Annotated in this window: 35 protein-coding genes and 1 pseudogene; 27 read left to right on the top strand and 9 right to left on the bottom strand. The window is 33.4% G+C overall.

Features of this window, described 5'->3' with window-relative positions:
* The first annotated feature begins 235 nt into the window (after nucleotides 1-235).
* The 4 genes from recQ to BWGOE10_RS13520 all read left to right on the top strand — a co-directional run bounded on the left by recQ (nucleotide 236) and on the right by BWGOE10_RS13520 (nucleotide 5,661).
* Entirely contained in the window at nucleotides 236-2,353 is a 2,118-nt protein-coding gene (gene recQ, locus BWGOE10_RS13535; protein ID WP_070143363.1) for a DNA helicase RecQ, read from the top strand.
* A 27-nt stretch (nucleotides 2,354-2,380) separates the two neighbouring features.
* Complete coding sequence (locus tag BWGOE10_RS13530) at nucleotides 2,381-2,761, top strand: gamma-glutamylcyclotransferase (RefSeq protein ID WP_070143361.1); 381 nt, start codon at nucleotides 2,381-2,383, stop codon at nucleotides 2,759-2,761.
* A gap of 294 nt (nucleotides 2,762-3,055) precedes the next feature.
* Nucleotides 3,056-3,343, top strand: coding sequence for a hypothetical protein (locus BWGOE10_RS13525; RefSeq protein ID WP_070143359.1), 288 nt, complete (start codon nucleotides 3,056-3,058; stop codon nucleotides 3,341-3,343).
* A gap of 242 nt (nucleotides 3,344-3,585) precedes the next feature.
* Complete coding sequence (locus BWGOE10_RS13520; RefSeq protein WP_070143356.1) at nucleotides 3,586-5,661, top strand: HelD family protein; 2,076 nt, start codon at nucleotides 3,586-3,588, stop codon at nucleotides 5,659-5,661.
* Between the two features lie 65 nt (nucleotides 5,662-5,726).
* On the opposite strand, the gene BWGOE10_RS13515 is transcribed toward BWGOE10_RS13520, so the two are convergent.
* Nucleotides 5,727-6,455, bottom strand: coding sequence for a hypothetical protein (locus BWGOE10_RS13515; protein WP_070143354.1), 729 nt, complete (start codon nucleotides 6,453-6,455; stop codon nucleotides 5,727-5,729).
* Between the two features lie 83 nt (nucleotides 6,456-6,538).
* Nucleotides 6,539-6,955: a hypothetical protein gene (locus BWGOE10_RS13510; protein ID WP_070143352.1), complete on the bottom strand. Its 417-nt coding sequence runs from the start codon at nucleotides 6,953-6,955 to the stop codon at nucleotides 6,539-6,541.
* A gap of 82 nt (nucleotides 6,956-7,037) precedes the next feature.
* On the opposite strand from BWGOE10_RS13510, the gene BWGOE10_RS13505 reads away from it, so the two are divergent.
* The 13 genes and pseudogenes from BWGOE10_RS13505 to BWGOE10_RS13445 all read left to right on the top strand — a co-directional run bounded on the left by BWGOE10_RS13505 (nucleotide 7,038) and on the right by BWGOE10_RS13445 (nucleotide 14,508).
* The gene (locus BWGOE10_RS13505; protein WP_070143350.1) at nucleotides 7,038-7,370 is read left to right on the top strand and encodes a DUF952 domain-containing protein; all 333 of its coding nucleotides are present in this window, start codon (nucleotides 7,038-7,040) and stop codon (nucleotides 7,368-7,370) included.
* 168 nt (nucleotides 7,371-7,538) lie between these two features.
* Nucleotides 7,539-7,886, top strand: a complete 348-nt coding sequence (locus BWGOE10_RS13500) for a PadR family transcriptional regulator (protein WP_033729277.1) — start codon at nucleotides 7,539-7,541, stop codon at nucleotides 7,884-7,886.
* Nucleotides 7,873-8,880, top strand: coding sequence for an HAAS signaling domain-containing protein (locus BWGOE10_RS13495; protein ID WP_070143348.1), 1,008 nt, complete (start codon nucleotides 7,873-7,875; stop codon nucleotides 8,878-8,880). The genes BWGOE10_RS13500 and BWGOE10_RS13495 overlap by 14 nt, the downstream gene beginning before the upstream one ends.
* A gap of 74 nt (nucleotides 8,881-8,954) precedes the next feature.
* Entirely contained in the window at nucleotides 8,955-9,467 is a 513-nt protein-coding gene (locus BWGOE10_RS13490) for a GNAT family N-acetyltransferase (RefSeq protein ID WP_070143346.1), read from the top strand.
* A gap of 178 nt (nucleotides 9,468-9,645) precedes the next feature.
* A pseudogene (locus tag BWGOE10_RS13485) lies at nucleotides 9,646-9,846 on the top strand (hypothetical protein); the annotation flags it as partial.
* Nucleotides 9,843-10,214, top strand: a complete 372-nt coding sequence (locus tag BWGOE10_RS13480; protein ID WP_070143342.1) for a hypothetical protein — start codon at nucleotides 9,843-9,845, stop codon at nucleotides 10,212-10,214. The pseudogene BWGOE10_RS13485 and the gene BWGOE10_RS13480, both read left to right, overlap by 4 nt.
* A gap of 34 nt (nucleotides 10,215-10,248) precedes the next feature.
* On the top strand, nucleotides 10,249-10,665 hold the full coding sequence (locus tag BWGOE10_RS13475) for a GNAT family N-acetyltransferase (RefSeq protein ID WP_070143340.1): 417 nt from the start codon (nucleotides 10,249-10,251) through the stop codon (nucleotides 10,663-10,665).
* A gap of 35 nt (nucleotides 10,666-10,700) precedes the next feature.
* Entirely contained in the window at nucleotides 10,701-11,105 is a 405-nt protein-coding gene (locus tag BWGOE10_RS13470; protein ID WP_070143338.1) for a GNAT family N-acetyltransferase, read from the top strand.
* Nucleotides 11,106-11,120: 15 nt separating this feature from the next.
* Nucleotides 11,121-11,474, top strand: a complete 354-nt coding sequence (locus tag BWGOE10_RS13465) for an MmcQ/YjbR family DNA-binding protein (RefSeq protein WP_070143336.1) — start codon at nucleotides 11,121-11,123, stop codon at nucleotides 11,472-11,474.
* Nucleotides 11,475-11,566: 92 nt separating this feature from the next.
* Nucleotides 11,567-11,953 carry a DUF2809 domain-containing protein gene (locus tag BWGOE10_RS13460; protein WP_002127740.1) on the top strand — a complete coding sequence of 129 codons (387 nt, stop codon included), beginning with the start codon at nucleotides 11,567-11,569 and terminating at the stop codon, nucleotides 11,951-11,953.
* 23 nt (nucleotides 11,954-11,976) lie between these two features.
* Nucleotides 11,977-12,483: a DNA topology modulation protein gene (locus BWGOE10_RS13455; protein ID WP_070143335.1), complete on the top strand. Its 507-nt coding sequence runs from the start codon at nucleotides 11,977-11,979 to the stop codon at nucleotides 12,481-12,483.
* 58 nt (nucleotides 12,484-12,541) lie between these two features.
* Nucleotides 12,542-13,219, top strand: coding sequence for a formylglycine-generating enzyme family protein (locus tag BWGOE10_RS13450; RefSeq protein ID WP_070143333.1), 678 nt, complete (start codon nucleotides 12,542-12,544; stop codon nucleotides 13,217-13,219).
* 92 nt (nucleotides 13,220-13,311) lie between these two features.
* Nucleotides 13,312-14,508 (top strand): macrolide family glycosyltransferase, encoded by a 1,197-nt coding sequence (locus BWGOE10_RS13445; protein ID WP_070143331.1) that lies wholly within the window; start codon nucleotides 13,312-13,314, stop codon nucleotides 14,506-14,508.
* A gap of 183 nt (nucleotides 14,509-14,691) precedes the next feature.
* Here BWGOE10_RS13445 and BWGOE10_RS13440 read toward each other — a convergent pair whose 3' ends face one another.
* From BWGOE10_RS13440 to BWGOE10_RS13425, 4 genes are all read right to left on the bottom strand, one after another.
* Nucleotides 14,692-14,889: a hypothetical protein gene (locus BWGOE10_RS13440; protein WP_070143329.1), complete on the bottom strand. Its 198-nt coding sequence runs from the start codon at nucleotides 14,887-14,889 to the stop codon at nucleotides 14,692-14,694.
* A 594-nt stretch (nucleotides 14,890-15,483) separates the two neighbouring features.
* Complete coding sequence (locus BWGOE10_RS13435) at nucleotides 15,484-15,918, bottom strand: GNAT family N-acetyltransferase (RefSeq protein ID WP_070143327.1); 435 nt, start codon at nucleotides 15,916-15,918, stop codon at nucleotides 15,484-15,486.
* 105 nt (nucleotides 15,919-16,023) lie between these two features.
* A complete protein-coding gene (gene rpiA / locus BWGOE10_RS13430; protein ID WP_070143720.1) occupies nucleotides 16,024-16,686 on the bottom strand; it encodes a ribose-5-phosphate isomerase RpiA in 663 nt (220 codons plus the stop codon).
* 4 nt (nucleotides 16,687-16,690) lie between these two features.
* Nucleotides 16,691-17,011, bottom strand: a complete 321-nt coding sequence (locus BWGOE10_RS13425) for a 2Fe-2S iron-sulfur cluster-binding protein (RefSeq protein WP_070143325.1) — start codon at nucleotides 17,009-17,011, stop codon at nucleotides 16,691-16,693.
* 143 nt (nucleotides 17,012-17,154) lie between these two features.
* Between BWGOE10_RS13425 and BWGOE10_RS13420 the strand changes: the two genes are divergently transcribed.
* Entirely contained in the window at nucleotides 17,155-17,841 is a 687-nt protein-coding gene (locus tag BWGOE10_RS13420; protein WP_070143323.1) for an RNA polymerase subunit sigma-70, read from the top strand.
* Nucleotides 17,842-17,861: 20 nt separating this feature from the next.
* The gene (clpP, locus tag BWGOE10_RS13415; protein WP_070143321.1) at nucleotides 17,862-18,443 is read left to right on the top strand and encodes an ATP-dependent Clp endopeptidase proteolytic subunit ClpP; all 582 of its coding nucleotides are present in this window, start codon (nucleotides 17,862-17,864) and stop codon (nucleotides 18,441-18,443) included.
* A gap of 46 nt (nucleotides 18,444-18,489) precedes the next feature.
* On the opposite strand, the gene BWGOE10_RS13410 is transcribed toward clpP, so the two are convergent.
* On the bottom strand, nucleotides 18,490-19,347 hold the full coding sequence (locus tag BWGOE10_RS13410) for a glycine betaine ABC transporter substrate-binding protein (protein ID WP_070143319.1): 858 nt from the start codon (nucleotides 19,345-19,347) through the stop codon (nucleotides 18,490-18,492).
* A gap of 173 nt (nucleotides 19,348-19,520) precedes the next feature.
* On the opposite strand from BWGOE10_RS13410, the gene BWGOE10_RS13405 reads away from it, so the two are divergent.
* Nucleotides 19,521-20,726, top strand: coding sequence for a quaternary amine ABC transporter ATP-binding protein (locus BWGOE10_RS13405; protein ID WP_070143317.1), 1,206 nt, complete (start codon nucleotides 19,521-19,523; stop codon nucleotides 20,724-20,726).
* Complete coding sequence (locus tag BWGOE10_RS13400; RefSeq protein ID WP_070143315.1) at nucleotides 20,719-21,555, top strand: ABC transporter permease; 837 nt, start codon at nucleotides 20,719-20,721, stop codon at nucleotides 21,553-21,555. The genes BWGOE10_RS13405 and BWGOE10_RS13400 overlap by 8 nt, the downstream gene beginning before the upstream one ends.
* Nucleotides 21,556-21,602: 47 nt before the next feature.
* Here BWGOE10_RS13400 and BWGOE10_RS13395 read toward each other — a convergent pair whose 3' ends face one another.
* Nucleotides 21,603-21,839 (bottom strand): hypothetical protein, encoded by a 237-nt coding sequence (locus BWGOE10_RS13395; RefSeq protein WP_070143314.1) that lies wholly within the window; start codon nucleotides 21,837-21,839, stop codon nucleotides 21,603-21,605.
* A gap of 228 nt (nucleotides 21,840-22,067) precedes the next feature.
* On the opposite strand from BWGOE10_RS13395, the gene BWGOE10_RS13390 reads away from it, so the two are divergent.
* The 5 genes from BWGOE10_RS13390 (at nucleotide 22,068) to BWGOE10_RS13370 (ending at nucleotide 24,586) form a co-directional block, all read left to right on the top strand.
* A complete protein-coding gene (locus BWGOE10_RS13390; RefSeq protein WP_070143312.1) occupies nucleotides 22,068-22,241 on the top strand; it encodes a septum formation initiator in 174 nt (57 codons plus the stop codon).
* A 104-nt stretch (nucleotides 22,242-22,345) separates the two neighbouring features.
* Nucleotides 22,346-22,837: an HIT family protein gene (locus BWGOE10_RS13385; RefSeq protein ID WP_081338137.1), complete on the top strand. Its 492-nt coding sequence runs from the start codon at nucleotides 22,346-22,348 to the stop codon at nucleotides 22,835-22,837.
* Between the two features lie 31 nt (nucleotides 22,838-22,868).
* Nucleotides 22,869-23,657, top strand: coding sequence for a PP2C family serine/threonine-protein phosphatase (locus tag BWGOE10_RS13380; protein ID WP_070143719.1), 789 nt, complete (start codon nucleotides 22,869-22,871; stop codon nucleotides 23,655-23,657).
* A 62-nt stretch (nucleotides 23,658-23,719) separates the two neighbouring features.
* Complete coding sequence (locus tag BWGOE10_RS13375; protein WP_081338133.1) at nucleotides 23,720-24,037, top strand: DUF4181 domain-containing protein; 318 nt, start codon at nucleotides 23,720-23,722, stop codon at nucleotides 24,035-24,037.
* 165 nt (nucleotides 24,038-24,202) lie between these two features.
* Nucleotides 24,203-24,586: a DUF4181 domain-containing protein gene (locus BWGOE10_RS13370; RefSeq protein WP_002142055.1), complete on the top strand. Its 384-nt coding sequence runs from the start codon at nucleotides 24,203-24,205 to the stop codon at nucleotides 24,584-24,586.
* Between the two features lie 194 nt (nucleotides 24,587-24,780).
* Here BWGOE10_RS13370 and BWGOE10_RS13365 read toward each other — a convergent pair whose 3' ends face one another.
* Nucleotides 24,781-25,626, bottom strand: a complete 846-nt coding sequence (locus BWGOE10_RS13365; RefSeq protein WP_070143308.1) for an oxidoreductase — start codon at nucleotides 25,624-25,626, stop codon at nucleotides 24,781-24,783.
* A 270-nt stretch (nucleotides 25,627-25,896) separates the two neighbouring features.
* On the opposite strand from BWGOE10_RS13365, the gene BWGOE10_RS13360 reads away from it, so the two are divergent.
* Complete coding sequence (locus BWGOE10_RS13360) at nucleotides 25,897-26,376, top strand: DinB family protein (protein ID WP_070143306.1); 480 nt, start codon at nucleotides 25,897-25,899, stop codon at nucleotides 26,374-26,376.
* Nucleotides 26,377-26,421 lie beyond the last annotated feature (45 nt).

Here is a 26,421-nt window from a genome sequence, read left to right as displayed (position 1 = left end):
TCCAGGTAATAGTTTGTATGCAACGAAAACTTCACAAATCGCATATCACAAAAACAAGTAGATTTCTCCAGCTTTACAAGAATTATTAACAATTGTACGTGGAGCATGTAAAAGGATGACGAGAATCAGTTTGATCATAGGTTATATATAACTCTTTCATTCAGCACTTTCATGACGCATAAGTGATGATATAATAGGAATAGATGAAAGATATAGAAAAGCAGGTGACTCTTTTTTGTTTACAAAAGCACAAGAACTTTTAGCGTCTTATTTCGGTTATTCTTCATTCCGAAGAGGACAAGATGAAACAATTAAAAATGTATTAGATGGGAAAGATACAGTTTGTATTATGCCTACGGGCGGTGGTAAGTCTATTTGTTATCAAATTCCCGCATTAGTATTTGAAGGAACGACGTTAGTAATATCACCGTTGATTTCACTTATGAAAGATCAAGTAGATACATTAGTACAAAACGGTATTTCTGCTACGTATATTAATAGTTCTATTTCAATTACAGAAGCAAATCAAAGAATTCAATTAGCGAAACAAGGACATTACAAGTTGCTTTATGTGGCTCCTGAGCGTCTTGATTCAATGGAGTTTGTTGACCAACTTATCGATATGAAAATTCCAATGATTGCGATTGATGAGGCGCATTGTATTTCGCAGTGGGGACATGATTTCCGTCCGAGTTATTTACATATACATCGCATATTAGACTATCTTCCAGAAAAACCGCTCGTATTAGCGTTAACAGCAACAGCAACGCCGCAAGTACGTGATGATATTTGTAACACGCTTGAAATTAATCAAGAAAATACAATTATGACAACGTTTGAGCGTGAGAACTTATCGTTTTCAGTAATTAAAGGACAGGATCGTAATGCGTATTTAGCGGATTATATTCGTCAAAATCAGAAAGAATCTGGGATTATTTATGCAGCTACTAGAAAAGTAGTCGATCAGTTATATGAAGATTTAGGGAAAGCAGGAGTTTCGGTATCGAAATATCATGCTGGTATGAGTGATCATGATCGAAATGAACAGCAAGAACTCTTTTTACGAGATGAAATCAGTGTTATGGTAGCGACATCAGCGTTTGGAATGGGGATTGATAAATCGAATATTCGTTACGTTATTCATTATCAACTTCCAAAAAATATGGAAAGTTACTATCAAGAGGCAGGACGTGCTGGTCGTGACGGATTAGATAGTGAATGTATTTTGTTATATTCTTCTCAAGATGTGCAAGTACAACGCTTTTTAATCGATCAATCAACTGGAGAATCACGTTTTTCAAACGAACTTGAAAAACTCCAAAATATGACCGATTACTGTCATACAGAACAATGTTTACAATCATTTATTTTGCAATACTTCGGAGAAGAGCCGAAGGAAGATTGTGGCCGCTGCGGTAATTGTACGGACGACCGTGAAAGTATCGATGTGACGAGAGAATCACAAATGGTACTATCTTGTATGATTAGGACGAACCAACGATTCGGAAAGCAAATGATTGCACAAGTATTAACTGGATCGAAAAATAAGAAAGTCATTGAATTCAATTTTCATACTTTACCAACGTACGGACTACTATCAAATCGTAGTGTAAAAGAAGTCAGTGAATTTATTGAGTTTTTAATTTCAGACGAGTTAATTGCAGTTGAACATGGTACATATCCGACATTAAAAGTAACGGGAAAAGGGAAAGAAGCACTACTTGGTAAAGTGAATGTTTTACGCAAAGAACGAGTAGAAACGAGACAAATTGTTCAAGATCATCCTTTATTTGAAGTGCTTCGTGAAGTGCGTAAAGAAATTGCGCAAGGAGAAGGTGTACCACCGTTTGTTATTTTCTCTGACCAAACGTTAAAAGATATGTGTGCAAAAATGCCACAAAGTGACTCCGAACTCCTAACTGTAAAAGGTATTGGAGAACACAAACTTGTGAAGTATGGCTCTCACTTCTTACAAGCAGTTCAGCACTTCATTGAAGATAATCCAAACTATGCTGAATCAATTAAGACTGAAGTTGTTTCAGAGCGTAAAAAATCAGGAAAAGCGTCAGCGAACTCTCATATAGAAACATATGAAATGTATAAACAAGGCATTGATTTAAATGAGATTGCGAAAGATAGAGGTCTATCAAGACAAACGATTGAAAACCACTTAATCCGCTCTTTTGAAGATGGTATGGAAGTAGAGTGGCAAAGCTTTGTTCCAACAGAGTATGAAGCTCTTATTGAAACTGCCGTACAAAATGCAGAAGGTGGTTTGAAATCTATTAAAGAACAGCTTCCAGGTGAAGTGAGTTACTTTATGATTCGTGCATATTTACAAATTAGAAAGTAGAGAGCAATAAAAAGGGGATAGGGACATATGCATCATGTTTTCGTGTATGGCACGTTAAGAAAAGAGCAAACGAATGCTCATTATATGCAAGGTGCAACATGCATCGCAGACGGAGCATGGACGTATGGCAAATTATTTGATACAAACGAAGGGTATCCTGCAATGGTTTGTTCAAACGAGGAAAAAGTATATGGGGAAGTTTATGAAGTAAATAGTGATGTTCTACAAAAATTAGATGAACTTGAAGAATATACAGGTAATGCAGAGACTGATTTATATGACCGGATAACGCAAACAGTATATTTTGCTGATAAAGAAATACATGCATATGTGTATGTTGCTCAGGATATAGAGATGTTAAAGAAAATCATTGATTCTGGGGATTGGCTCGTGTATCAAAAAGTATAATTAAAGCAGCTAGGGATAAAAATTGGAAAGCAGATAATGGAATAATTCATTATCTGCTTTTTATTGTGTTTTCAGTTGAAATTCTCATTTTTTTATATTTCTATAAAAAGAATAGCGTTTTTTTCGTTATATGGATACAAATTTACATTATCTTGATAATAATAATAGGGCGAGAATCTATTATGTTTAATCAATAATATAATGACACAATTGACAAAACATACATCGTTGTTATAATGATAACTTGTTACCAAGGTAACAAGTTATCATTTTTTACGGTAAGGATGTGAAATTATGAAACAAAATAATGAACAAATAAATGAAAAAAATACAAAAATTAAAGTTGAACGTGTGCAAACTGGAATTAGGATGGAAAAAAGAATGGTAAAAGTTTTGAAAGCGATGGCAGAATACCATGATATTTCATTAGGCGTACTTCTTGAAAGAATCGTTCTACATTCTTTTGAAAATAAACCTGTATTTAGCGATGCAAGTCTTGAAAAAGTTAAAGCTATAAAAGAAGTTTACGATATGGATTATGGCCTAGAAATAAGTCGTCAGTGGAATGATTCGGATAACTAGAATGATTATTTTTACATACAGTGCCATCTAGATTTTTTGTAAGCAATCTATGAAGTGAAGAAAATAAAGAGAGAGAAAATTTTATTTTAAGGATACTTCAAAATCTTAGATAAAGAGGAAAGTTTTTTGTATTTTTCTTTATTTCGGAAAATTCTCAATCAAACTATTGACTTTATGAATGGATTTTTAATACAATTATATCTTGACTGAAAAAATTGGAACGGACAGGAGGGAATCATCAAATGAACAACATTTTTGAAGAAGAGTTACAAAAAATGAAAGATACTTTAAGTACGATGGATGATCAATTAGAACAGCTTGAAAAAATTCCGGTTTATTATGGAGAAGATTTTAAAGAGCAAATTCTTGAAAGTATGAGGGAGTCTAATAGACAAAGCTTACGTATTGGTGTACATGAGCCGTATTTTGGAAGATTAGACTTTCAGGAGGATGGCAAGGAAGAAGTTATGCCGATTTACATCGGTAAAGTAGGTGTTTCAGATAAAGATACGATGAAACCAATTGTAATTGATTGGCGTGCACCTGTCGCAAGTATGTTTTATTCATTTACCGGTGGTGATGAATTAGCATTTTATCATTCACCAGACGGATTAGTAGAAGGCGATGTTTATTTAAAGCGAAACATTTCCATTCGAAAGAGAGAACTAGAACGTGTTGTTGATACATATGTGAAAGGAAATGAAGATGTCTCGCACGCTGATGATTTTCTTCTATATCGATTAGGTGAGAATAAAGATAATAAATTAAAAGACATCGTTTCGACTATACAATCGGAGCAAAATGATATTATTCGTGCGGAAAGAAACTTACCATTATTAATTCAAGGGGTTGCAGGGAGCGGAAAAACAACAATCGCTTTACATCGCCTTGCTTTTTTAATTTATGAATATCGTGAACAACTTGAAGCGGAGAGAATGATCGTATTCGCTCCAAACAGTTTGTTTTTAGACTATATTTCGAGTGTACTTCCTGAGTTAGGGGTAGGAAATATTAGTCAAACAACGTTTCCAGATTGGGCATTACGTACGTTAGAGGGTTCGGTGAAACTGAAGCAGACAGAAGAAAAATTGAAAGAAGCTTTTTCAATTAATCGCGATGAAAAAAAGGTTATGCTCGGTAAATTAAAAGGCACGCTGAAATTCAAGTCGGTTATTGAAGAAAGAATGATTCAATTTGAAAAAGAATTAGTACCGACAAAAGATTTTGAGGCATGGGATAAAGCAGTTATTCCAGTGGAAGACGTTAAAAAATGGATGCAGGTTGAATATAAACACTATCCATTAAAGAAAAGAAGAGAACGTTTAATCGGAAGAATGAAGCGCTGGATTGAAATTGAACTGAAAAAATTTGGAGAAACAAACGAGAAAAAGCTACTAAAAAAAGAAGCGACAAAGAGATTGAACACATATATGAATTTTTGGCCGAAAATGAGCCCGCTTTCACTGTATAGTTCAATGATGAAGAGTAAAGAAATACTCGAAGTATTACCTGAAGAGCTTGTTCAAGAAACAGAAAAGAATTGTCGTAAAAAAGAAGTGTATGTAGAAGACTTACCAGCTTTAATTTACATACATCATCGCATAACAGGAATTGAAATCGGACAGAAGTTCCATCACGTCGTTATTGATGAAGCACAAGATTTTTCACCATTCCAAGTTTATGTATTAAAAGAAATTACACTAGGTAATTCTTTCACTATATTAGGTGATTTATCTCAAGCGATTTATGATTATCAAGGAATTGAAGACTGGAATGCTTTTAAGGAAGTATTCCAAGAAACAGGTTATTATGAATTGACGAGAAGCTATCGCTCTACAAAAGAAATTATTGAATTCGCGAATGAAATAATTGAAAATGCAGAGATTCCTGTAGGGCTTGCTACACCAGTTTTCCGTAGTGGTGAAGACGTGAAAGTAATTCGGGCAGAGGACCAATTTACTGAAGTTTTAAAGACATTACAGCATTTGCAAAATGAAGATGTGAAAACAATCGCGGTAATTGGAAGAACAGATGATGAATGCCGTGATATATATGAGAAGTTAACAAATGCAGGGTTGACTGTTAATGTCATTGAAGCAGATCAAAGCAAATATGAAGGTGGTATTTCGGTAGTACCTGTATATTTGGCGAAAGGGTTAGAATTTGATGCCGTACTTCTAATCGACGTTGATGAGGAACATTACAAAAATACAAAACAGGATGCGAAATTATTGTATGTCGGATGTACAAGGTCGCTTCATGATTTATGGATTTTCTATAGCGGGGAAGTATCGCCTTTAATTAAGGGATTAAAATAAATAAAAAAGAGGATTTTCTAGCAGTTCATGAAAATCCTCTTTTTTATACTTGAAAGGTATGTAAATTAACACCCTGAGCTGTTGTTTAAATGATAAAATATCATATTCTCAAATTCTTTAATTTGCTCTTTTTCCCATAGACGAACAGCATCTACCGGATTTTGTGTATTCTTTAACCAATCTAGAATTAAGTCTAGTTGCTCTTGTATTTGCCACATTATTTGTTCTTTTATGTTCTCATCCCGAATTCTCTCAATTAATTGAATCATATAGGGAAGTTTTTCTTTACATTCGTTTAAATCACCGCAATAATCTGATGGAAATTCATGCGTACCAAACTCTAAGCTATTTATATAGTAAGAAACAAGATGTATCATTGCCTCTTGTTCTGTATCGCCACCTACTTTAATGGCTTTTCGGAGAAGTTGTTCCAAATCCTCATCAGTATTTCCGGACACCATATAAAGTCCCATCCATCTAAAAGGTCTTGAATCAGATGGATCCTTTTCTAACCATTGATATAGAATGTCTATTAGAAAACAATTTAACGGGAAAGTTAATACTTCATTTTTTACGTTTGATGTATCTAAAATAGTAAAAAGCGTAATAGCAAACTCTTGTTGATCTTTGTATTCCCATTTCTTTGCATTTGTAATAAATGTATCTAAATGCTTAAAAGCTAATTTTCGTAGTCCTACTTCGAGCTGCTGACAGTATGAAATAAAATCATACCAGTTCTCATTTGTATTCATATGTATAATAATGGCTTGTAGTACAGTGTGATTTTTACTCATTAGTTATGTATCTCCATCCCGATAAATGCTATTTTAATTGAATAACGTAAGCATATAGAAAAATTTCACTGGAGTTATATGCTTTAATATGTGCGTTTAAGTATAAATCTTGGTGATGGAAGTGTTTCTTGTTCTGCTTCAAAATACGCAACTTGATTTGTAATTGAGTATAGAATAGAAGGCATTCCCATTCCAACAGCAGCCTCTAATGCGTCTAGCAAAGGGAGGATTTTCCCATCAATCTTTGTGTCCCATGATATGGCGTAGCAAGAATCATCGGCCCCATGCTTTTTTAACAGACGACCTATATCAATTGGACACGAATTAGGTTTAGGAATTTCAATCATATATTCTTCACGTAGCGTAGTTCTGTAATTATGGCAAAGGCGACCTATGGCATTTTTACGTTTCTTAGTTGAAGAAAGTTCAAACATGATCCTATTTTTAAGTCGCTTAGTAAAAAAGGAGTTTACAATTATCTCTTCTAATTTTTTATCCATTATAAGTCTCCAATCTATTAATCATGTGTTGGAAATTTTAGTATTATTATATCATTACATATATTAAAAAGGGGGAATAGCTATGATTACAAAAGTAATAACAAAAAGAAATTGGGGAATCGCGAAAAACATTGGAGAGATTAATGAAGCCTCACTTAAAGAAGAGGGATTTATTCATTGTTCATTATTAGACCAAGCTTTAAAAGTTGCTCAAAAACATTTCAGCCATGAAGAAGATGTTTTATTACTTACAATTGATCCATCCCTGTTAAAAGCAGAAATAAAATATGAACTTGCTTCTAACAGTCAAAAATATCCGCATGTATACGGAGTAATTAATATTGAGGCAATTGTAGATGTTGTCCCATTTCCTAAAGAAAAAGGAGAGTTTATATTACCAGATGTACATAGTTAAAAGTATTATTGGTATTTAAGTTTGCTAGAAAAGCACAAATCATATCGTTTGTGCTTTTTATTGTATATTTTTTGTGAAAAATTATTGTTTTTGTCACACTAATACTGTACGATACATAGTATAAAACACATACTGTATGACATATAGTAATGGAAATGAGGTGGGTGAATGGATACTTTATTAAATTCATTAATTACTGAGCTAAGGAGAGGGACATTGACATTAGCGGTTTTAAGCCAACTAAGAACGCCGCAGTATGGATATTCGCTTGTCCAATTATTGGAGCAATCAGGAATCATGATAGATCAAAGTACTTTATATCCACTACTTCGCCGATTAGAAAAGCAGGAGCTAGTGACGAGTAGTTGGGATAAAACTGAGAGTAGACCTCGTAAGTATTATGTTTTAAGTGAATATGGATTAAATATATTTTTGCAATTGAAAAAGGAATGGATAAAGGATTCGAAAGAACTTTATAACTTATTAAAGGAGGAGGACGAGAATGAATTTAATTGAGGTTTATATTCAGGAGGTTGCGAAGAGATTACCTGAAAAAAATCGTGAAGATATTACACTAGAACTTCGGTCAACTATAGAGGATATGTTACCTGATGAGTACAATGAGGAAGATGTAAAGAGTGTCCTTGAAAAATTGGGGAGCCCAGTTTCATTGGCTAATGGGTATTTGGATAGACCGATGCATTTAATTGGACCACGATATTTTGATGTATATACGACATTATTAAAAATGATTATACCAATTGCAGCTGTTATCGCACTAATTGCAATGGTTGCAGAAAATTTTATAGGCTATAGTGGTGATCAAGCAGTATTAGATGTTATTTTAAAATTGATAGGTAAAGGCATTGGGGAAATTGTCGAAGTAGGCCTCCATGTATTTTTCTGGTTGACACTTGTATTTGCTATTTTAGAAAGAACAGATAAAGACAAAGGTACCCAACCGTTGACGACAAGTTTAAAAAAATGGACTCCTGATGATTTGAAAAATATCTCGTATGTTCCAAAGAAAAAGTCGATCTCAAAGTTTGAAGTGTTTGGAGGATTGATGTGGACGGCAGTATGGGCAACGCTTTATTTTTATGCCAATCATCTTGTAGGCGTATATGAAGGTACTGAAAATGGACTAAAGTTTGTCGCGCCAACGTTTAATCAAGATGTTTTACTTCAATACTGGCCAATCGTTGTGGTTATGATCGTTTTCGAAGTAGCTATATCTCTTTATAAGTTAGTACAGGGACAATGGACGCAAAGATTGGCAATTGGTAATGCTATTCTTCAAGTAGCCGGAACAATAGTATTCATTGTAATTGTAGTAAATCCGCATTTATTTAACGAGGGATTTATTACGTATATGGCAAATGTGTTTACTATTTCCTCAGAGGGATTTAAAACGTGGTTAGTTGGCGGTGGAATTTTCATTTACACTTTGTCTGCTGCGATAAATATACTTGATGGTTTTCGAAAAGCTAGTATTAGTACGGGGAAATAAATCGGAAATTTCGGTAAAATACAAGTGTTAAAAAGATAGTGAAAGAAGATAAACATTTTGAAAGGAAGAAAACAATGATAAGGGAAGCAACTAAAAGAGATTTAGCATATATTTTAGATATTTATAATGATGCGATACTTTATACAACAGCTGTATATGCGTATAAACCTGTAACCCTTGAAAATAGAATAGATTGGTATGAACAAAAAAAGGCTGATGGCTATCCAATTTTAGTATACGAACTAGATAATAAAGTAGTAGGATTTGCAACATTCGGTCCATTTAGAGCGTGGCCAGCCTATAAATATTCAATTGAACATTCTGTGTATGTTGATAAGGATTATAGAAAAAATGGAATTGGGTCCTCTTTGATGGAAGAATTAATCGCAACTGCAAAAGAAAGAGAATATATGACCTTAATTGCTGGAATCGATGCGGAAAACGAGAAAAGTATTGTCTTGCATCAAAATTATGGATTTGTTCATGCCGGAACAATACAAAAAGCTGGTTATAAGTTTAATAGATGGCTGGATTTAGCTTTTTATCAATTGGAGTTTAACGGGCCTGAAAATCCTATAGAAGAATAGAGATATTTATTACTGTACAAATAAATTTAAAAAGAAATTGTATATATTTCAAAAGATAGTATGAAGAAATTTCATGCTATCTTTTTATATTCACCAACATAATTAAACAAAAAAGGTTTTTTACATTTTATATCGAATTTTCAGAGGTGATAAAACAATATAAAAATAGAGATGAATATATATGACAGGTGGATTGCCCACAGCTACAATAAATATTGGTATAATGGGAATGTTTAATGAACTCCCGTTTCTTTATGTAATTGGAGGAAAAGATTTACCCGAGCGAGTTCATAATATAGAGGTTGATGAAACTATTGCAACAGCTTTGAAATACATATACAAAGCATATAGTGAAAGCATGCTAGGAGTGAGCGATTGAAACGAAACTTAAAGACTTCAACAATTATTATTTTAATTGTAACGATTATTGCTCTTGAAGTTGGAATCGCACTATACGATCACACTTTGTCATTAGATACAATTTACTTTGCAGTGATTCTTATTTGTATTGTATTGCTTTTTGGCACACGTGTTTCTGAAGAGAAAGAACGTACATCGAAACAAAGACGAAGAAAAACGGCTCTTATATTTTGGCCATCTATTTTATTATCAATCGCTAGTTTTGCGGTTATAAGTTATGTAAGAACACGCTATGTCTCTGTACCAGGAATGATTGGTTTTTCATGCTTTGTTACATATGGCGGATTTGTATTCATTAGTCTATTAAAGAGAAGGAATAAAAATTAAATGTAGTTTGCGAACTTGAAAGGACGAAATATAAATGAAACATATAGAAAACGGTACTCGCACTGAAGGAGAATACATTAAAAATAAATTAATTCAATATAACATGTCCATCTTAACGGATGAAGTAAAACAGCTAATGGAACAAGTAAGTTTCGTAGTGAAAGATGAGGAAGGGAAAATCTTTGGCGGGGTAACAGGAACGATGTATTTTTATCATCTACACATCGATTTTTTATGGGTTGATGAATCAGTTCGCCATGATGGTTATGGCAGTCAACTGCTACATAAAATTGAAGAAATTGCGAAGGAAAAAGGATGTAGACTCATTTTACTAGATTCATTTAGTTTCCAAGCGCCAGAATTTTATAAAAAGCACGGATACCGAGAATATGGTGTTGTTGAAGATCATCCTAACGGGCATAGTCAACACTTTTTAGAAAAGAGATTATAATAATATTATGTATACTAGTTGATGGGAGAAAGAAAATGTACACGTATAAATTACAACATGAACAACCTATTTGTGTAGCAAAAATAAAGAAGCTTTACGATTCTGTCGGTTGGTGGCCAGAAAGAAAAGAAGTCGATATTGAAAAAATGTTAAAGAATAGTATAGCAATTGGAGTATGGGAAGAAAGCGAATTAATTGGATTTGCTAGAGTCGTTTCAGATGGTGTTTTTCGGGCGTATATTGAAGATGTTGTCGTACATGAAAGTGTAAGAAATAAAGGCATTGGTGAGAATATGCTTACAATGTTACTGAAAGAGATATCTCATATTGATATTGTTAGTCTATTTTGCGGAGAGAAACTAATAAAGTTTTATGGTGAACAGCAATTTCAAGCGACGAAGCAAATTGTAATGCACCGCAATCAAATAGTGAAAGAATAAGAGGTGCCAATTAGAATGAATGCAACAAGAGAGTATTGTTTATCGAAAAGAAAAGCGACAGAAGATTCTCCAGATGGCTGGAGTGCAACATGTATGAGGCTCAATAATAAAATATTTGCGATAGTGAACCATGAAGAAGGTGAAAAAGCTGCGATTACATTAAAATGTGATCCAGAACTCGCATTAAGAATAAGAGAAGATTACCCAGAAACAATAATTCCTGGATATCATATGAACAAAAAGCATTGGAATACAGTGTACATACATAAAGATGTAGGACAAGAACAAATTAATAAGATGATAGATTGGTCGTATGATTTAGTACTACAATCATTTTCAAAGAAAAAGCAGCAAGAGTTATTGGATTAAATACAAAGTGAAGTCGACTATAAATAGCTAGTAAAATGATTATATTTTACTAGCTATTTGCAGTTTTACATTATATATTAGGGGATTTTGAAATGAATACGAAACGAAATAGATTACTATATGCAGTGTTTACTATAGTTGTTATTATTTTAGGTCTTAGTTCAAGAAAGTTTGCTTTTGCGTTACCAGATTTGTTAAATGAGTACTTAGGTGATGCTTTATGGGCATTAATGATTTTTACTGGATTCGGATTTTTGTTTCCTAAAATAGAAATGAAGAAATTAGCTTTTATTAGTTTGATATTTTGCTACGGGATTGAAATTAGTCAATTGTACCATGCGGAATGGATAGATAGCATTCGAGCAACGACTTTAGGTGGACTCGTATTAGGTTACGGATTTTTATGGAGTGATTTAGTGGCTTACACAATTGGTGTTGGAGTAGGAATGCTTGGTGAGTTTATGCTACGGAAGAAATAAGGGATTTTAAAAAGGGGTCATTTATGAAAAAAATTATATTAATTGGTTCTGGTGGTTCAGGAAAATCTACATTAGCAAGGCAGTTAGGTAATAAACTAAATATTAAGGTGTATCATCTTGATGCTTTATTTTGGAAACCGAATTGGGAAGGTGTTCCGAGGGAGGAACAAAGAACAGTTCAAAATGACTTAATTAAAGAAGAAAAGTGGATTATTGATGGGAATTATGGCGGGACAATGGACATAAGAATTAACGCAGCTGATACAATTATCTTCCTTGATATTCATAGAACAATATGTGTTTATCGTGCTTTTAAAAGAATTGTACAATATCGGAATAAAACAAGACCGGATATGGGCACTGGATGTGAAGAAAGATTTGACTTGCAATTTTTTAAATGGATATGGGAATATCCTAAGACGAAAAAGCCTACCATTTTAAAAAGGCTAAATCAATTGAATATGGATAAAAAGATAAGTATTTTAAAATCTCCAAATGAAGTACATCGATTTTTAAAAGAAGTACGATAAGTATAAAAATCTACATGAAAAGTTAGATTTTAAATGGCTGTAATATGGAGGGATAGTATTGAATAAATTCATTCGCTCGATTGATTCTTATATGGTGGAAATTCCAGCAGGAGAAGTAACATTAAGAGATGATCGAATAAAAAAAAAATGGCAAGTTCAAGTTAAACCATTTCTTCTTGCAAAATATGCTGTAACAATGGAATTATATGATGCTATTACGAATAGTACACCAAATATATTCAAAGATAATAATAAACCAGTTGTAAATATCTCATGGAATGATGCCATTACGTTCTGTAATTTACTTTCAAAAAAAGCGGGATTAAAAGAGTATTATTCTATTAGTGATAACGGTCAAAAGGTTAGTTGTAACTTAGATTCAAGCGGCTACCGATTACCTTCTGAAGCAGAGTGGCAATATGCGTGTAAGGCAGGAACTACTGGATACATATATGGAGGGCTTAAAGAGATTGCTTGGTATAATGAAAACTCAGATGGACATATTCATGAGGTCGGGAGAAAAGAACCAAATGCATGGGGATTATATGATATGTTAGGGAACGTTTGGGAATGGTGTTATGATTTGTATGATGAAAAGGTGTATGGATCGTACCGGATTTTCCGGGGCGGTAGCTGGGCTGAAGAAGCGAGAGGGTGTGGTGCCACTTGTCGCCGTCGTAGTCATCCTACATTTCATATAGATGATCTCGGTTTTAGGCTTGCTAGGTCAATTTAGCAGGAAAATGATACATATAACACCGTAAAGAGTATGGAAAGTATCCATACTCTTTACAACATAGAAATTTTAAAATTTAAGGAGTGTTTTGAATGGCACGTGTTTTATTCATTAACGCTGGATCAGAAGGACATATAAATCCAACATTACAGGTTGTAGAAGAACTGATTTCTCGCGGTGAAGAGGTAGTTTATTTTTCAATAGAGGCTTTCAGGGAGCGTATAGAGAAGACAGGTGCTACTGTACGAACGATTGATGATCAAAAATTTATACAAGCATTTCTTTCCGGTGGTCGAAATTATTTACAGGAAAGAATAAACGGCCTTCTACATACAACGGATGTTGTAATACCTAGTGTTTTAGAACAAATTGAAGGAGAACATTTTGATTACATGATTCATGATTCTATGTTTGGCTGTGGTCATTTAATTGCCCAAATTCTTAATCTTCCGGCCATAAATTCATGCACATCTTTTTCACAAGATGAAAAATCATTTAAACAAATGTTAGACCATCTTTCTAAAAATATCCCACTGGAAGTTCAGGATAGAATACATAATGATTTTGAAAACTTAACTAATGGAATTACAGAAAAATATGGTGTTGATATAAACTCACCGTATGAAGTTTTCTGTAATCCAGCTTCACTTACTATTGTGTATACAATTAAGGAGTTCCAACCTTTTGGGGATACATTTAATGAAACATTCAAATTTGTGGGTCCATCTATCTCTACACAAGTGAAAAATGAAGGTTTTGATTACACTTCAATTGAAGAAAAAAGCCTGATTTACATTTCATTAGGTACTGTTTTTAATGAAGCGCTTGATTTTTATAAACTTTGTATGAAGGCGTTCGAGAATAGTAAGCATACAATTGTTATGTCTATTGGCAACAAAACGGAAATAAGTGATTTAGGTAATATCCCTAAAAACTTCATTGTGAAAAACTATGTACCACAAACTGAACTTCTCAAATATACGAAACTATTTATTACACACGGCGGTATGAACAGTACGCATGAAGGACTATATAACGGTGTTCCGCTCATTGTAATTCCGCAAAGTGCAGATCAGCCAGTAATCGCGAATCAAGTGGAGAATCTCGGGGCAGGAATTAAGTTACATATGAAAGAATTAACTGAGGATCAACTACGTGAAAGTGTAGAGCTATTATTAAATAATCCGTCATTTAAAGAGGCTGCTTTGAATATGAAGGAGTCTTTCCGAAAATCAGGTGGGTATAAGCATGCTGTTGATGAGATTTTTAAGTTTACAGGTAGGTATTAACACAATACATGTGAAAAGTGTCTATATTAAAAGATATAGACACTTTGATGTTATATGAATAGAGGGATTGATTAAATGGAAAGAATGAATTTTGTTTAATATGTATTGTATGCGGTAACTGTATGGTTATGGGCGACAAAATTATTTGGGAAATGAAAGTAAAACATCTAAAGAGGCTGCTTTTTATTTTATCTTGTAATTTTTATTTTTTATATCTAATAAACTTAATACCAAGCCACATAACATTGCTAGTGCGGGAATAAAACTCAGCCAGTTAAATGTATTTTCTGTAATATATATTGAAATACATATTGTAGAAAAATAAATTAATCCTGCAATAAATAAGTATACGTCACGCTTTAAAGATTTTAATGTCCCCATTCTTTTCACCTCTGCTTTGTTTGAGTTATGTTATAAAAAAGAACCTGCACACCTGCAGATTCTCTTTGTGATGATTTCTAATTATGCAACTCATTTCTAATAATAGGATATATTGAGTTGCAAGAAATATCAATTATTAAAATGCGAATGTCTTTTTCCAAGAATCTATTGTTTTAAAAAACACCGCTTGGATCATTCATTTATGAACGGAGCGTATACTTGGACTTATAAATACTTGTGCAGTCTATAATTTGACGAATTACAGTATGGGTGATGGATTTAGAATGTGGAATAACGAAGCCTCTTCTACAAGAGTAAAATCAAATTAAACGTTATACAAATAAAAAACGATGATTCCTGAGTGTGCAAGGATCATCATTTTTTTATTTGTAAGAAGCGTAAATTTAGCGGTATAAGAGTATGTATCGAATACATCTCTATTCATAGTATTGTTGGGATAGCACTAAATTACCATTAAGTTAAATGCTTACAAATCTCTGTCTAGAATATTAATCAAAGAGACTTTGAAACGAATAAGATACAGAAAGGGTATTATATGAATCCATAATGCAGATTCATATAATACCCTATTTATCACGCCAATTCTTTCATCATAAGTATGTGCGGAATTCCATCTTCCATAAATACGTCGGAAGAAGTTTGATAGCCTAATTTTTCATAAAACCCTTCAGCTTGTGTTTGACCGTGTAGTTTAACTTTGTTTGCTTCTTTGTTACGAGCAATTTCTTCTAGTGCTTTGATTATTACTTTGCCTAATCCGTATTTGCGATAGTCTTTTAAAATACAAATTCGTTCTAGTTTACCCATTCCGTCAACGAATCGTATACGACCAGTTCCTACAGGAAGCTTATTATAATAAACTAAAATATGTTTACATTTCTCACCGATTTCATCAAATTTATCGAATTCATCTTCAAGAGGGACACCTTGTTCTTTTACAAATACTTCTTTTCGAATGTAAAAGGCAGTTTCTAGATCAATAAGTTCTGTTATGAGTTTGGATTGCAAATTGTTCAGCCCTTTCTAGTGTGATATGAATGTGTTTTCATAGTATATCATACTGTAATGCTATAAAAGAAAAAACTGATTTGCAAAAGTCAGCCTTTAAAATGCTTAATATTCTTTTATACCGTTTTTTGTTCCGATGATCGCTTTGTTCGTCATATTGATAAATAATCCTGTTTCAACTACACCGGTAATCATCTTTAACTCTGTATGTGTATCATTTGGATTCAGTATTTTATTTGGAAAAATACAATCAATAATTAAATTGCCGTTATCAGTTATAAATGGTCCGCCATCTTTCATACGTAAACGTGTTTCGCATCCTAAGGATTGAATTCTCTTTTCAGTTTGCTTCCAAGAGAAGGGGATGATTTCAATAGAAAGTGGAAAGGTGCCTAAATGTGAAACGAGTTTGGATTCATCTGCAATAATAATAAGTTCTTTAGAGGAGGAGGCAACAATTTTTTCTCGAAGTAACGCACCACCGCCACCTTTTATTAATTGTAAATCATTATTGATTTCATCTGCTCCATCGATTGTGAGATCGAGTATATCGGCTTCACTTAAAGAGATTAACGGAATAGATAGTTGTTTAGCTAATACTTCAGTTTCTTTTGACGTTGGTACAGCTTGAATGGATAAACCTTCTTGCATACATTTCCCTAACTTTTGTATTGTCCAATATACAGTTGAACCCGTACCAAGTCCAACCTTCATTCCATCTTTTACAAAGCCAGCAGCATATTCACCGGCTAGCTGTTTTAAATTCATCATTTTACTCCGCCGGACGTGGTCCAGCATCTAAACCGGAATTTTCAACTGTAAGTATAGGGCGAACAGCAATATCTTTATGTACACGCATTTGGCACGATAATCGTAAGTGGTCTTCAATTCCTTTTTCCGTAATAGCTTGTTTTTCATCATTTGTCGCCTCACAAAAATCACCTGCAATGACTTCAATTCGGCAAGTTGTACATCTGGCTTTGCCACCGCAACGATGAAGAATGTGTACACCGTTATCTTCAAGTGCTAATACTAATTTCGTTCCTTCTTTAATATCAAAAGTTCCGGTACCTTCCACTGTTAATTTTGGCAAATTGATTCCTCCTCATGTAAAATGCTATATAACATATTTATGACCCGTATTCATGAACATAAACATAAAATTTATTATAAGCCCCGTAACTTTTTTATTTGTTCAATCGTTTAATAAGTAAGCGCTGAAAAGGAGTGGTTATTTTGTGCACAAAAGTAACTCAGGTTTTAAAGAATCATATCGATATGAATCATTCAAATATAAATTTTTTAATTGAACATTATGCAGAGGTAAAAAGATACTGTACGTTTTTGACGAAAAACAAATGGGATGGGGAAGACCTTGCCCAAGAAGCAATTTGCAAAGTTCTTCAAAAGTATAGTGAGAAGAAAATTTGTATAACGCTTCTGTATAAAATTGCTCGAAATCAATGGTTAGATCAAATGAAATCAAAATCCGTTCAAGAAAAGTTAGAACAGCAAAATACATTTGAAGAACCACATGGGAAAATTGCAGATTTGTATGAAATGGTAGGGAAAGTATTGTCTTCGTTAAATGTGCAACAATCTGTAATTTTATTATTGAAGGATGTTTTTCAGTATAGTATCGCGGATATTGCTAAAGTATGTTCGGTATCAGAAGGTGCAGTGAAAGCATCGTTATTTAGGAGTAGAAATAGGCTGAAAACTGTAAGTGAAGAAGGCATTGAAATAGTGGAGTACACGGATGATATTGAAATCGTTGTAACTTCTATTCGTGAAGAAAGACCTGAATTGTTGACGAAACTTCTCCCAACAATAGACTTTACTAAGTTACCATCAATACAACCGGTGTTATTATTCAGTATGAAAAAACCTTCTTCTTACAGTTGTATGCTTAGTGCGGCATAAAATAGATGGAGGGATTTAATATGAATGCAATTCCTTACGTAGTAGAACAAACGAAATTAGGAGAACGCTCCTATGATATATATTCAAGATTATTAAAAGACCGAATTATTATGATTGGTTCAGAAATTAACGATCAAGTTGCAAGCTGTGTGGTAGCGCAATTATTATTTTTAGAAGCGGAAGATGCAGAAAAAGATATATTCCTGTATATCAATAGTCCGGGCGGTTCAACGACAGCGGGATTTGCAATATTAGATACGATGAACCTTATTAAACCAGATGTGCAAACACTTTGTATGGGCTTTGCGGCATCATTTGGTGCGCTTTTACTATTAGCTGGCGCAAAGGGAAAAAGATTTGCGCTCCCTAATAGTGAAATCATGATTCATCAGCCACTTGGCGGTGTAAAAGGGCAAGCAACGGAGATTGAAATTACAGCAAAAAGAATATTAAAGTTAAAACATGATATTAACAAAATCATATCTGATCGAACAGGGCAACCAGTAGAAAAGGTAGCTCATGATACAGAAAGAGATTATTTTATGACGGCAGTAGAAGCGAAGGAATATGGAATTGTTGATGCAGTTATTGAAAAAAAATAACATGAAACAGGCTAGAGAATATGATAAATTCCCTAGCCTGTTTTTGTCATTCTTTTATCCATTCATCAACTAAAGCTTGATTCTTTTTAATCCATTTTCGCGCGGCTTCTTCCGGATCTTTCGTTTTATTTAGCATGACCATTAAAGTACCTAGTTGTTCATCGTTCATTTTCCATTGATCAAAGTATTTCACAATATCCGGATGATCTTTTTCAAAACCTTTGCGAACTGAGTAATAAATGTCATCTTTTTCACCATATACTTTCTTAGGGTCTTTTAAATATTTTAAGTCAAATTCTGAAAAGCCCCAATGAGGATTCCAAAGCGTAACAGCGATTGGTTTCTTTTTCGTATATGCCTTCTTTAGTTCGCTCATCATCGCAGCTTCTGAAGATTGGACAAGTTTTAGTTTTATATCATATTCCTTCATTGCTTTATTCGTTAAATTCATAAGGCTACTACCAGGTTCAATCCCAACAATTTTATTATCTAGCTCATCTTTATGTGCATTTAAATCTTCAATACTGTTAACGTTTTTTACATAAGAAGGGACGACTAAACCAAGCCCGGTACCTTCATACCATTTTGATTTTAAGACGATGTCATCTTTGTAACGGGCATTTAATGGTTTATCCGTAACAGGAAGCCATACTTCTAGATTCGCATCAACATCACCACGTGCGACGCCAGTCCATATCGCAGCTTTTTCTAAATACATGAGTTCAACTTTATAGCCTTTTTCTTCTAATAAAACTTTCCACATATTTGCGGTTGCGATGTTTTCTTTCCAACTTGTTACACCAAGTTTAATTTTTCCTTTCGAATTCGCATTTGTTGCATTACAAGAAGTGAAAATCATACTAATAAATAACAAAAGACTTATAAGCCATATTTTTTGTCGCATTCAAAACCTCCTGTGAAGCATTTGCTTTTTATAAATTAATTTATAAGTGAACCTTCTTATTATGAACGGAAACAAGAATTTTTAAAGAAATCTTATATATGTCATTTTTATGTAATATTTCTCTGTAAAATCGCAACACTATGTGAATAGATGGGTAGAAAAGGAGTAGTGACATGGATAATACAAAGGTACGTATTGAAAACGTAACAAAAGTATTTGGGAAACACCCTCAAAGGGCAGTTGCTTTATTAAAGGAAGGAAAAAGTAAATCAGAAATATTAAAAGAAACAGGAATGAACGTTGGGGTAAAAAAAGCGACGTTTGAAGTATACACAGGAGAGATTTTTGTCATTATGGGTTTATCCGGTAGCGGGAAATCTACGTTAGTTCGAATGCTAAATCAATTAATTAAACCGACAGCAGGGCATATATACATAGATGGTGAAGACATCGCAACGATGGGAAAAGAAGAATTGCGAAGAGTAAGAAGGACGAAAATGAGTATGGTTTTTCAGAAGTTTGCTTTATTTCCACATCGTACGGTAATACAAAATGTTGCATACGGTTTAGAAATACAAGGAGTTCCAGTAGAAGAACGAGAAAATAAAGCGTTAGAATCGCTACAGTTAGTAGGACTTGATCACCATAAAGATAATTATCCAAGTCAACTTAGTGGCGGGATGCAACAACGAGTTGGTATTGCAAGAGCGCTTACGAATGACCCGGATGTTTTACTTATGGATGAATCATTTAGTGCATTAGACCCACTTATTCGAAAAGAAATGCAAGATGAATTGTTAGAGCTACAAGACAAAATGGAGAAAACAATTATTTTTATTACACATGATTTAGATGAAGCTCTTCGAATTGGTGATCGTATTGCATTAATGAAAGATGGAGAAATTGTCCAAATTGGAACACCGGAAGAAATTATGATGAGCCCTGCAAATGAATTTGTAGAGAAATTCGTTGCGGATGTGAATTTAGGAAAAGTAATTACGGCAGAATCTATTTTAAAAAGACCAGAAACGTTATTAATCGATCGTGGGCCGCGTGTAGCTCTGCAAATTATGAGAAATGCAGGTGTTTCTACGGTATATGTTGTGAACAAAAAGTATGAGTTTTTAGGTATTTTAACAGCGGATGATGCAAGTAAAGCAATGAAAAAACAATGGCCAATTGCTGATTTATTACTTAACGATATTCCACACGTTTATTTAGATACATTACTGGAAGAAACGTATGCAAAAATGGCGGAGATGAAATATCCATTACCCGTAATTGATGAAAAGAAAAGGTTAAGAGGAATTATTAAACGTGAAAGTGTCATTCAAGCTCTTGCAGGAAACATCGAGGAAGAGGTGAAAGACGATGAATAATATTCCGCGCATTCCGTTAGGCGAATGGGTTGATTCATTTGTTGCAAGTTTATATGAGCACTTTGAAGGCTTGTTCCGAGGATTCTCCTATATTATCGGTGGATTTGTTGATTTACTCACTAATTTTTTAACAATAATACCAGCCATATTGATGATTATTCTCCTATGTTTCCTTATTTGGTACACAACGAGAAAATTATCTTTAGTCATTTTTACGCTCATCGGATTATTATTTATTTTAAATATTAACTACTGGGCACAAACGATGCAAACATTAGCGCTCGTACTTACGTCAGTTATTATTTCAATTATTGTCGGAATTCCAATTGGCATTTTAGCATCTCAAAATGAACGTTTCTCAAAATTTTTAAAACCGACATTAGATTTTATGCAAACAATGCCGGCATTCGTCTATCTCATTCCCGCGATAACATTTTTTGGAGTAGGCGTCGTACCAGGCATTATTGCTTCCGTTATTTTTGCTATGCCACCGACAATCAGATTTACAGACTTAGGAATTAGACAAGTTCCAGAAGATTTAATTGAAGCTGCGAATGCGTTTGGCTCTACCGCATCACAAAAATTATTTAAAGTACAATTACCGCTCGCAACCGGAACGATCATGGCTGGCGTGAATCAAAGTATTATGCTTTCGTTATCAATGGTTGTAACAGCTTCACTTGTAGGAGCGCCAGGACTTGGCGTCGATGTATATCGCTCTGTAACACAAGTAAATATCGGAATGGGATTTGAAGCTGGACTAGCTATCGTCGTGATTGCGATTATATTAGACCGAATTACGCAAGGGTTTTATACAAAAAGAAAATAATTCAAAAAACACACTTTATACTACAAAGTGTGTTTTTTGAATTCGAATTACATCCGAACAATAACAGAACCTCCAGCTGGTGCACAAACTTGGTTTTGCTGTTGTTCCATTGATTTAATTAAATGATTATTTTCTTCGATTAAAGAGATTAATTTAGCTAATTGACTTTCAAGACTTGCGATACACTGCATCATGTATTGCGAATCATAATGCAGTGTATTCCTTGCAGTATGGGGCGAGTAAACATATTGATGATTTAAATTTGGGTTCCAATGAGGATGCATATGAATTGTTCCTCCTTAAATGAATTACTGGTCTTTCTTATAGTAAATGCCTATGTATATTTAATGGTTACTTGAAAATTTTTTCATAATAAGAGGAGTATGTATGGAAAATGGAAAAGTAATATATTTAAAGTTTAAAGTACATTTTTTGGAAATATTCAAGAGGAATAGCGAATATATTAGGATATTAATACATTTGTGTAAAAAGATATCATATAAAGAGAAATGATGAGAGGAGATGCAATTTTGTCTAAAAATAAAAAAAGAAATGATGCTATGACAATTGGTATCGCTATAGGTGTTGTAATCGGAGTAATTCCTGGTGTATTTAATGATAATATAGCAATCGGAATAGCGATTGGGATTGCAGTTGGAATGGGGATTACGCTTTTGAAGAAATAATGAGTTGAAAATTATTTTAATGTAAAAATTCTCGTTTTAAGAGATTGAATTTTCGGAATATAAAACCTATTTTTCCTTTTTTTGTGATATTATATATGAAAAGGATGGTGATGGATATGCCAATAAACAATCAAGCAGAAAAAAACTGTTTCATTTGTGAAAAACATAAAGGAAATATTACAGTTCCAGGTGGTGCTATTTATGAAGACGATCTCATATACGTTGGACATGTCCATTGGGATACAGAAGAAACGTATCTTGGTTACGTAATGATTGATATAAAAAGACATGTACCTGGTCTCGCTGAATTAACTGAAAATGAGGCAAAAGCATTCGGACTTATAACAAGTAGAATAAGTAAAGCGTTAAAAGAAAGCGAAGGTGCAGAACATATTTACAGTTTCGTTTCAGGAAATGGTGTACCGCATATGCATATGCACATTATACCGCGTTATCCAAATACACCAAAAGAGTTTTGGTCACCGACTGAAGTATCAAATTGGACTGGTGCACCACATGGAGATTCAGAGAAAATTAAAAAACTATGCGAAAGAATACGAAAGTATATGGTAAATGAGTATGCATACAACAAATAATACACAATATTCATGGGTTGGAAGTAGAGAAATGTGTTTAGACGAAGTTTCAGTCAAGCAATATGGTGATATCGTAATTGGTAAATACGGCGGAAATATAAGTGCCGGAGCAAAAAAGAATGAAGACGGTGCATTAGTTTGGTCGAATGGTGATTGGGAATTCGCCGTTATATTAGACGGACATAATAGTGCAGAAAGTGTTGATTTAGTAGTAAATACAATCCAAAAAGAATATGAAAATATAAAAGCGATTATGAAAGAATCAATTAAAACAGTATTTCGATCTGTTGAAAATTATATACTTACGATATTTCAATCCCCCTCGTTTAAAGAAAAGTGCGAAAGGGTAAAAGGTGAAACAGCTTGCTTAATATGCGTAAGAAAAGAAAATTACATATGGTGGCTTTCCATAGGTGATTGCTTGATTTATGTATTTCATGAAGAGTTACATAAATTAGGACAATATACATTAAACCAACGTCAATTTTATGAATGGATTGGTAATGTAAATACATTTGATTTACCTATTCCATGCTATTCATCAGGAATTCGTGAACTACGTACTGGAAAGAATCGAATTGTAATGGTGACAGATGGAGTATTAGAATGCGGGGAACGCCGTTATGAAACTCCATTAAATCTTTATAATGATATGAATGGAAATAATGTAGAGCTTAAAGAACATGTTCACAATGTTTTAGAACACGTTCATCATCAATTCGGACGAGATAGTGCGACAATTATTAGTTGGGATTATGAAAATGATGCATATGCTACGTATCCGAGTGATCAGCCGGAGAAAATTAAAGTAAAAAAATAAAAAGGAGGGATTTTCTGTCAATTACAAAAATAGCTTTATTAATTTTATGGGTGCTATCTTTATTGGTTTTTGAAAGAATAGCGAGAAGACAGTTAAATATACCGAAACAAAAAGGATGGAATAACCAATATGTGAATGATACACATAAGTGGGGAAATAGAATTATCATTTTCTCTTATATAGTTGTTATTACTATAAGCACTTTTCTTCTAAATCGTATATTTATGGGCTATGTACCTCTTTTATTTTTTATTACGTTATATGGATTTCAATCATATATGGAGTGGAAATATGATAAGGAATCGCGTGAGTTTTTGATTTCATTATTAGGAGTTGCAGCATTAATAATAACAGGGTTCATAATATATTTCTTCCTTTAATATATTATGAATTTAAAGCAAGAAGGAGAGAAGAAGTGAAAAGACCTTTATTACGTGCAGAAGCGATCATTTTTAATGAAGATCATTCAAGAATACTCGTTCAATAACCGTTAATATAGTCCACTTTATTTTAAACAATTCAATGAAGTAATAGGAGGGATGATATTGAGAACCTATACATTTTGGATTATAATTTTTGTTTTTTGTATAGCGGGCTACTTTTTGGATCGATTTTTAAGAAAAAAATTGAATATGCCAAAGAGCGGGTTTTGGGGATATAATAAATATGTAAATAGCTTGCATAAAAAATTGGAAATAGGACTGCTTTTTGTATATTTAATAATTAGTTTTATTTACATCTTTAAATTCGAAAGCACTAATATTTGGTTTATCATTTTCACTTATTTAGGGGTTACGTGGATCCTAAGGACGTGGATGGAATGGAAGTATGATAGAGAATCGAAAGAATATATTTTTTCGATAATTGGATTATTTGCATTTATTTTTATGACTTCGATGCTATTTTACTTCGTTCCACCTGCTGCATAATAAAAAATATTGATGCGAGAAATATAAGAGGATGGATTATTTTGGATTTAACCGTAATTTTAAAATGGATTCGTGAAAAATATAAAGAGCAATCACTTATAATAATAGGTATTGATGGTACAAATGTTGAGATCATAAAGTAAATAGTAACCATTTATCTGAAAGATGATAAATGGTTACTATTCGTGTTAAAGTTACATTTTCTTAAAACTCCTCAAAACAAGAAACTCCCACAATCTCCAAGGAAGAACCTTCTTCGCAAAGATCATAAATTTTACACCTTTCCCAATTGGGTATCGTAATGTAGTATGTTTTGCTTCAGCAATTTCAACGATTTTATTAGCTACATCCATCGGATTACCAAATGTTTCGCTGCCATTGTTTATGTGCTTTTGTATTTTATCCATATATTCTTTGTAAGGGGAAGTTGTTTCAGATTTGTTTTCAGCTAGTTGTTTACCAACTGCCCATATGTTCGTGTTATAAGAACCCGGTTCAAGTAAGGCAACATCTATTCCGAAAGGTTTTACTTCTAAGCGAAGGGATTCACTCCAGCCTTCTAATGCATATTTTGAAGAAACGTAAGGGGATAAACCAGGGAATCCGACTTGGCCGCTAATGCTGCTTATATTAATGATTTTTCCGCTTTTCTGTTCTCTCATATATGGCAAGACAAGCTGAGTGATTGATATAGCTCCAAAAAGGTTCGTTTCAAATTGTTTACGGTATTCCTCTACTGGAATTTCTTCTACAAAGCCCCCATTTGCATATCCTGCATTATTAATGAGAAGATCTACTCTGTTTATTTCTTTTAAAAATAATTGGAAGCTATGTATAGAACTTTGGTCTGTTACATCTAATTGTTGAACTTTTATATTTTGTTGTAAGTTGAGTTTAGCAGCTTGTGATAGTAAGTTTACTTGCTTTTCAAGGTTTCTCATTGTAGCGATAACTAAATAATCTTTTTTTGCAAGTTCAAGTGTAGTTAATAGTCCGAATCCACTTGATGCACCTGTAATAACCGCAATTTTTTTATTCATTGTCCGCTCGCTTTCTTTTTCTTTTATCATAACGAGTTATAAGGAGAAAATCTATTAATCTTACATATTGTTTTTATACAAGTAATAGCAATTCGAATTATTTCTGTATTCTTCGAGGTGGCTTATAGATTAGGTGCTTTAGGTTTCTTTAGGTGCATATGTATGGGAATGTGGCTAAAAAGAGGGAATTGTACAGACTTAGCGTATATAGAAAAGTGAGTATTGCATTCATGACGATGAAATTAAGTTTTTAAAATGGGGGGAAGCAAAGTGTTCCATGTTAAAGATGTTTTAGCAGATCAGTTATTAGCAAATGCGAATGATCCTAGTTGGTATATTCCGTTTTCAGATGCAGTTAAGGATTTATCTGAGAGAGAAGCTTTCTGGAAACCGAATGAAGAGAGTAATAGTATAGCTGAAATTGTACAACATTTACTGTATTGGAACTCGACGTGGCAAACAAGGTATAAAGAATCAAATGTTAATGCCGTGCCCGCTATTGGTGATAATAACAAAAGTTTTATGCTATCTGATAATCAAACATTTGAAGAGTTAAGAGAAAAACTATTAGAGAAACTGTTACAGTGGCAAAGTCTCATAAATGAAGACAAGGTTGAAAGTGATGTAATTGGATTTCCTGTATCTGCGAAGTGGTGGGAAGTATTAGCTAATGTAACGACTCATAACGCGTATCATATTGGTCAAATTATTTACATTCGGAAGTTACAGAAGAGTTTTGATAATGAATAAGATAATAATTCTCAAATTAGGTGAACAAAAGTGGACAAAACGAGA

Source organism: Bacillus mycoides, from assembly GCF_001757995.1.
GTDB classification, from domain to species: Bacteria; Bacillota; Bacilli; order Bacillales; family Bacillaceae_G; genus Bacillus_A; species Bacillus_A mycoides_B.
Note: the sequence above shows the minus strand (reverse complement) of the source record. Positions and strands in the feature narration are given on the sequence as shown.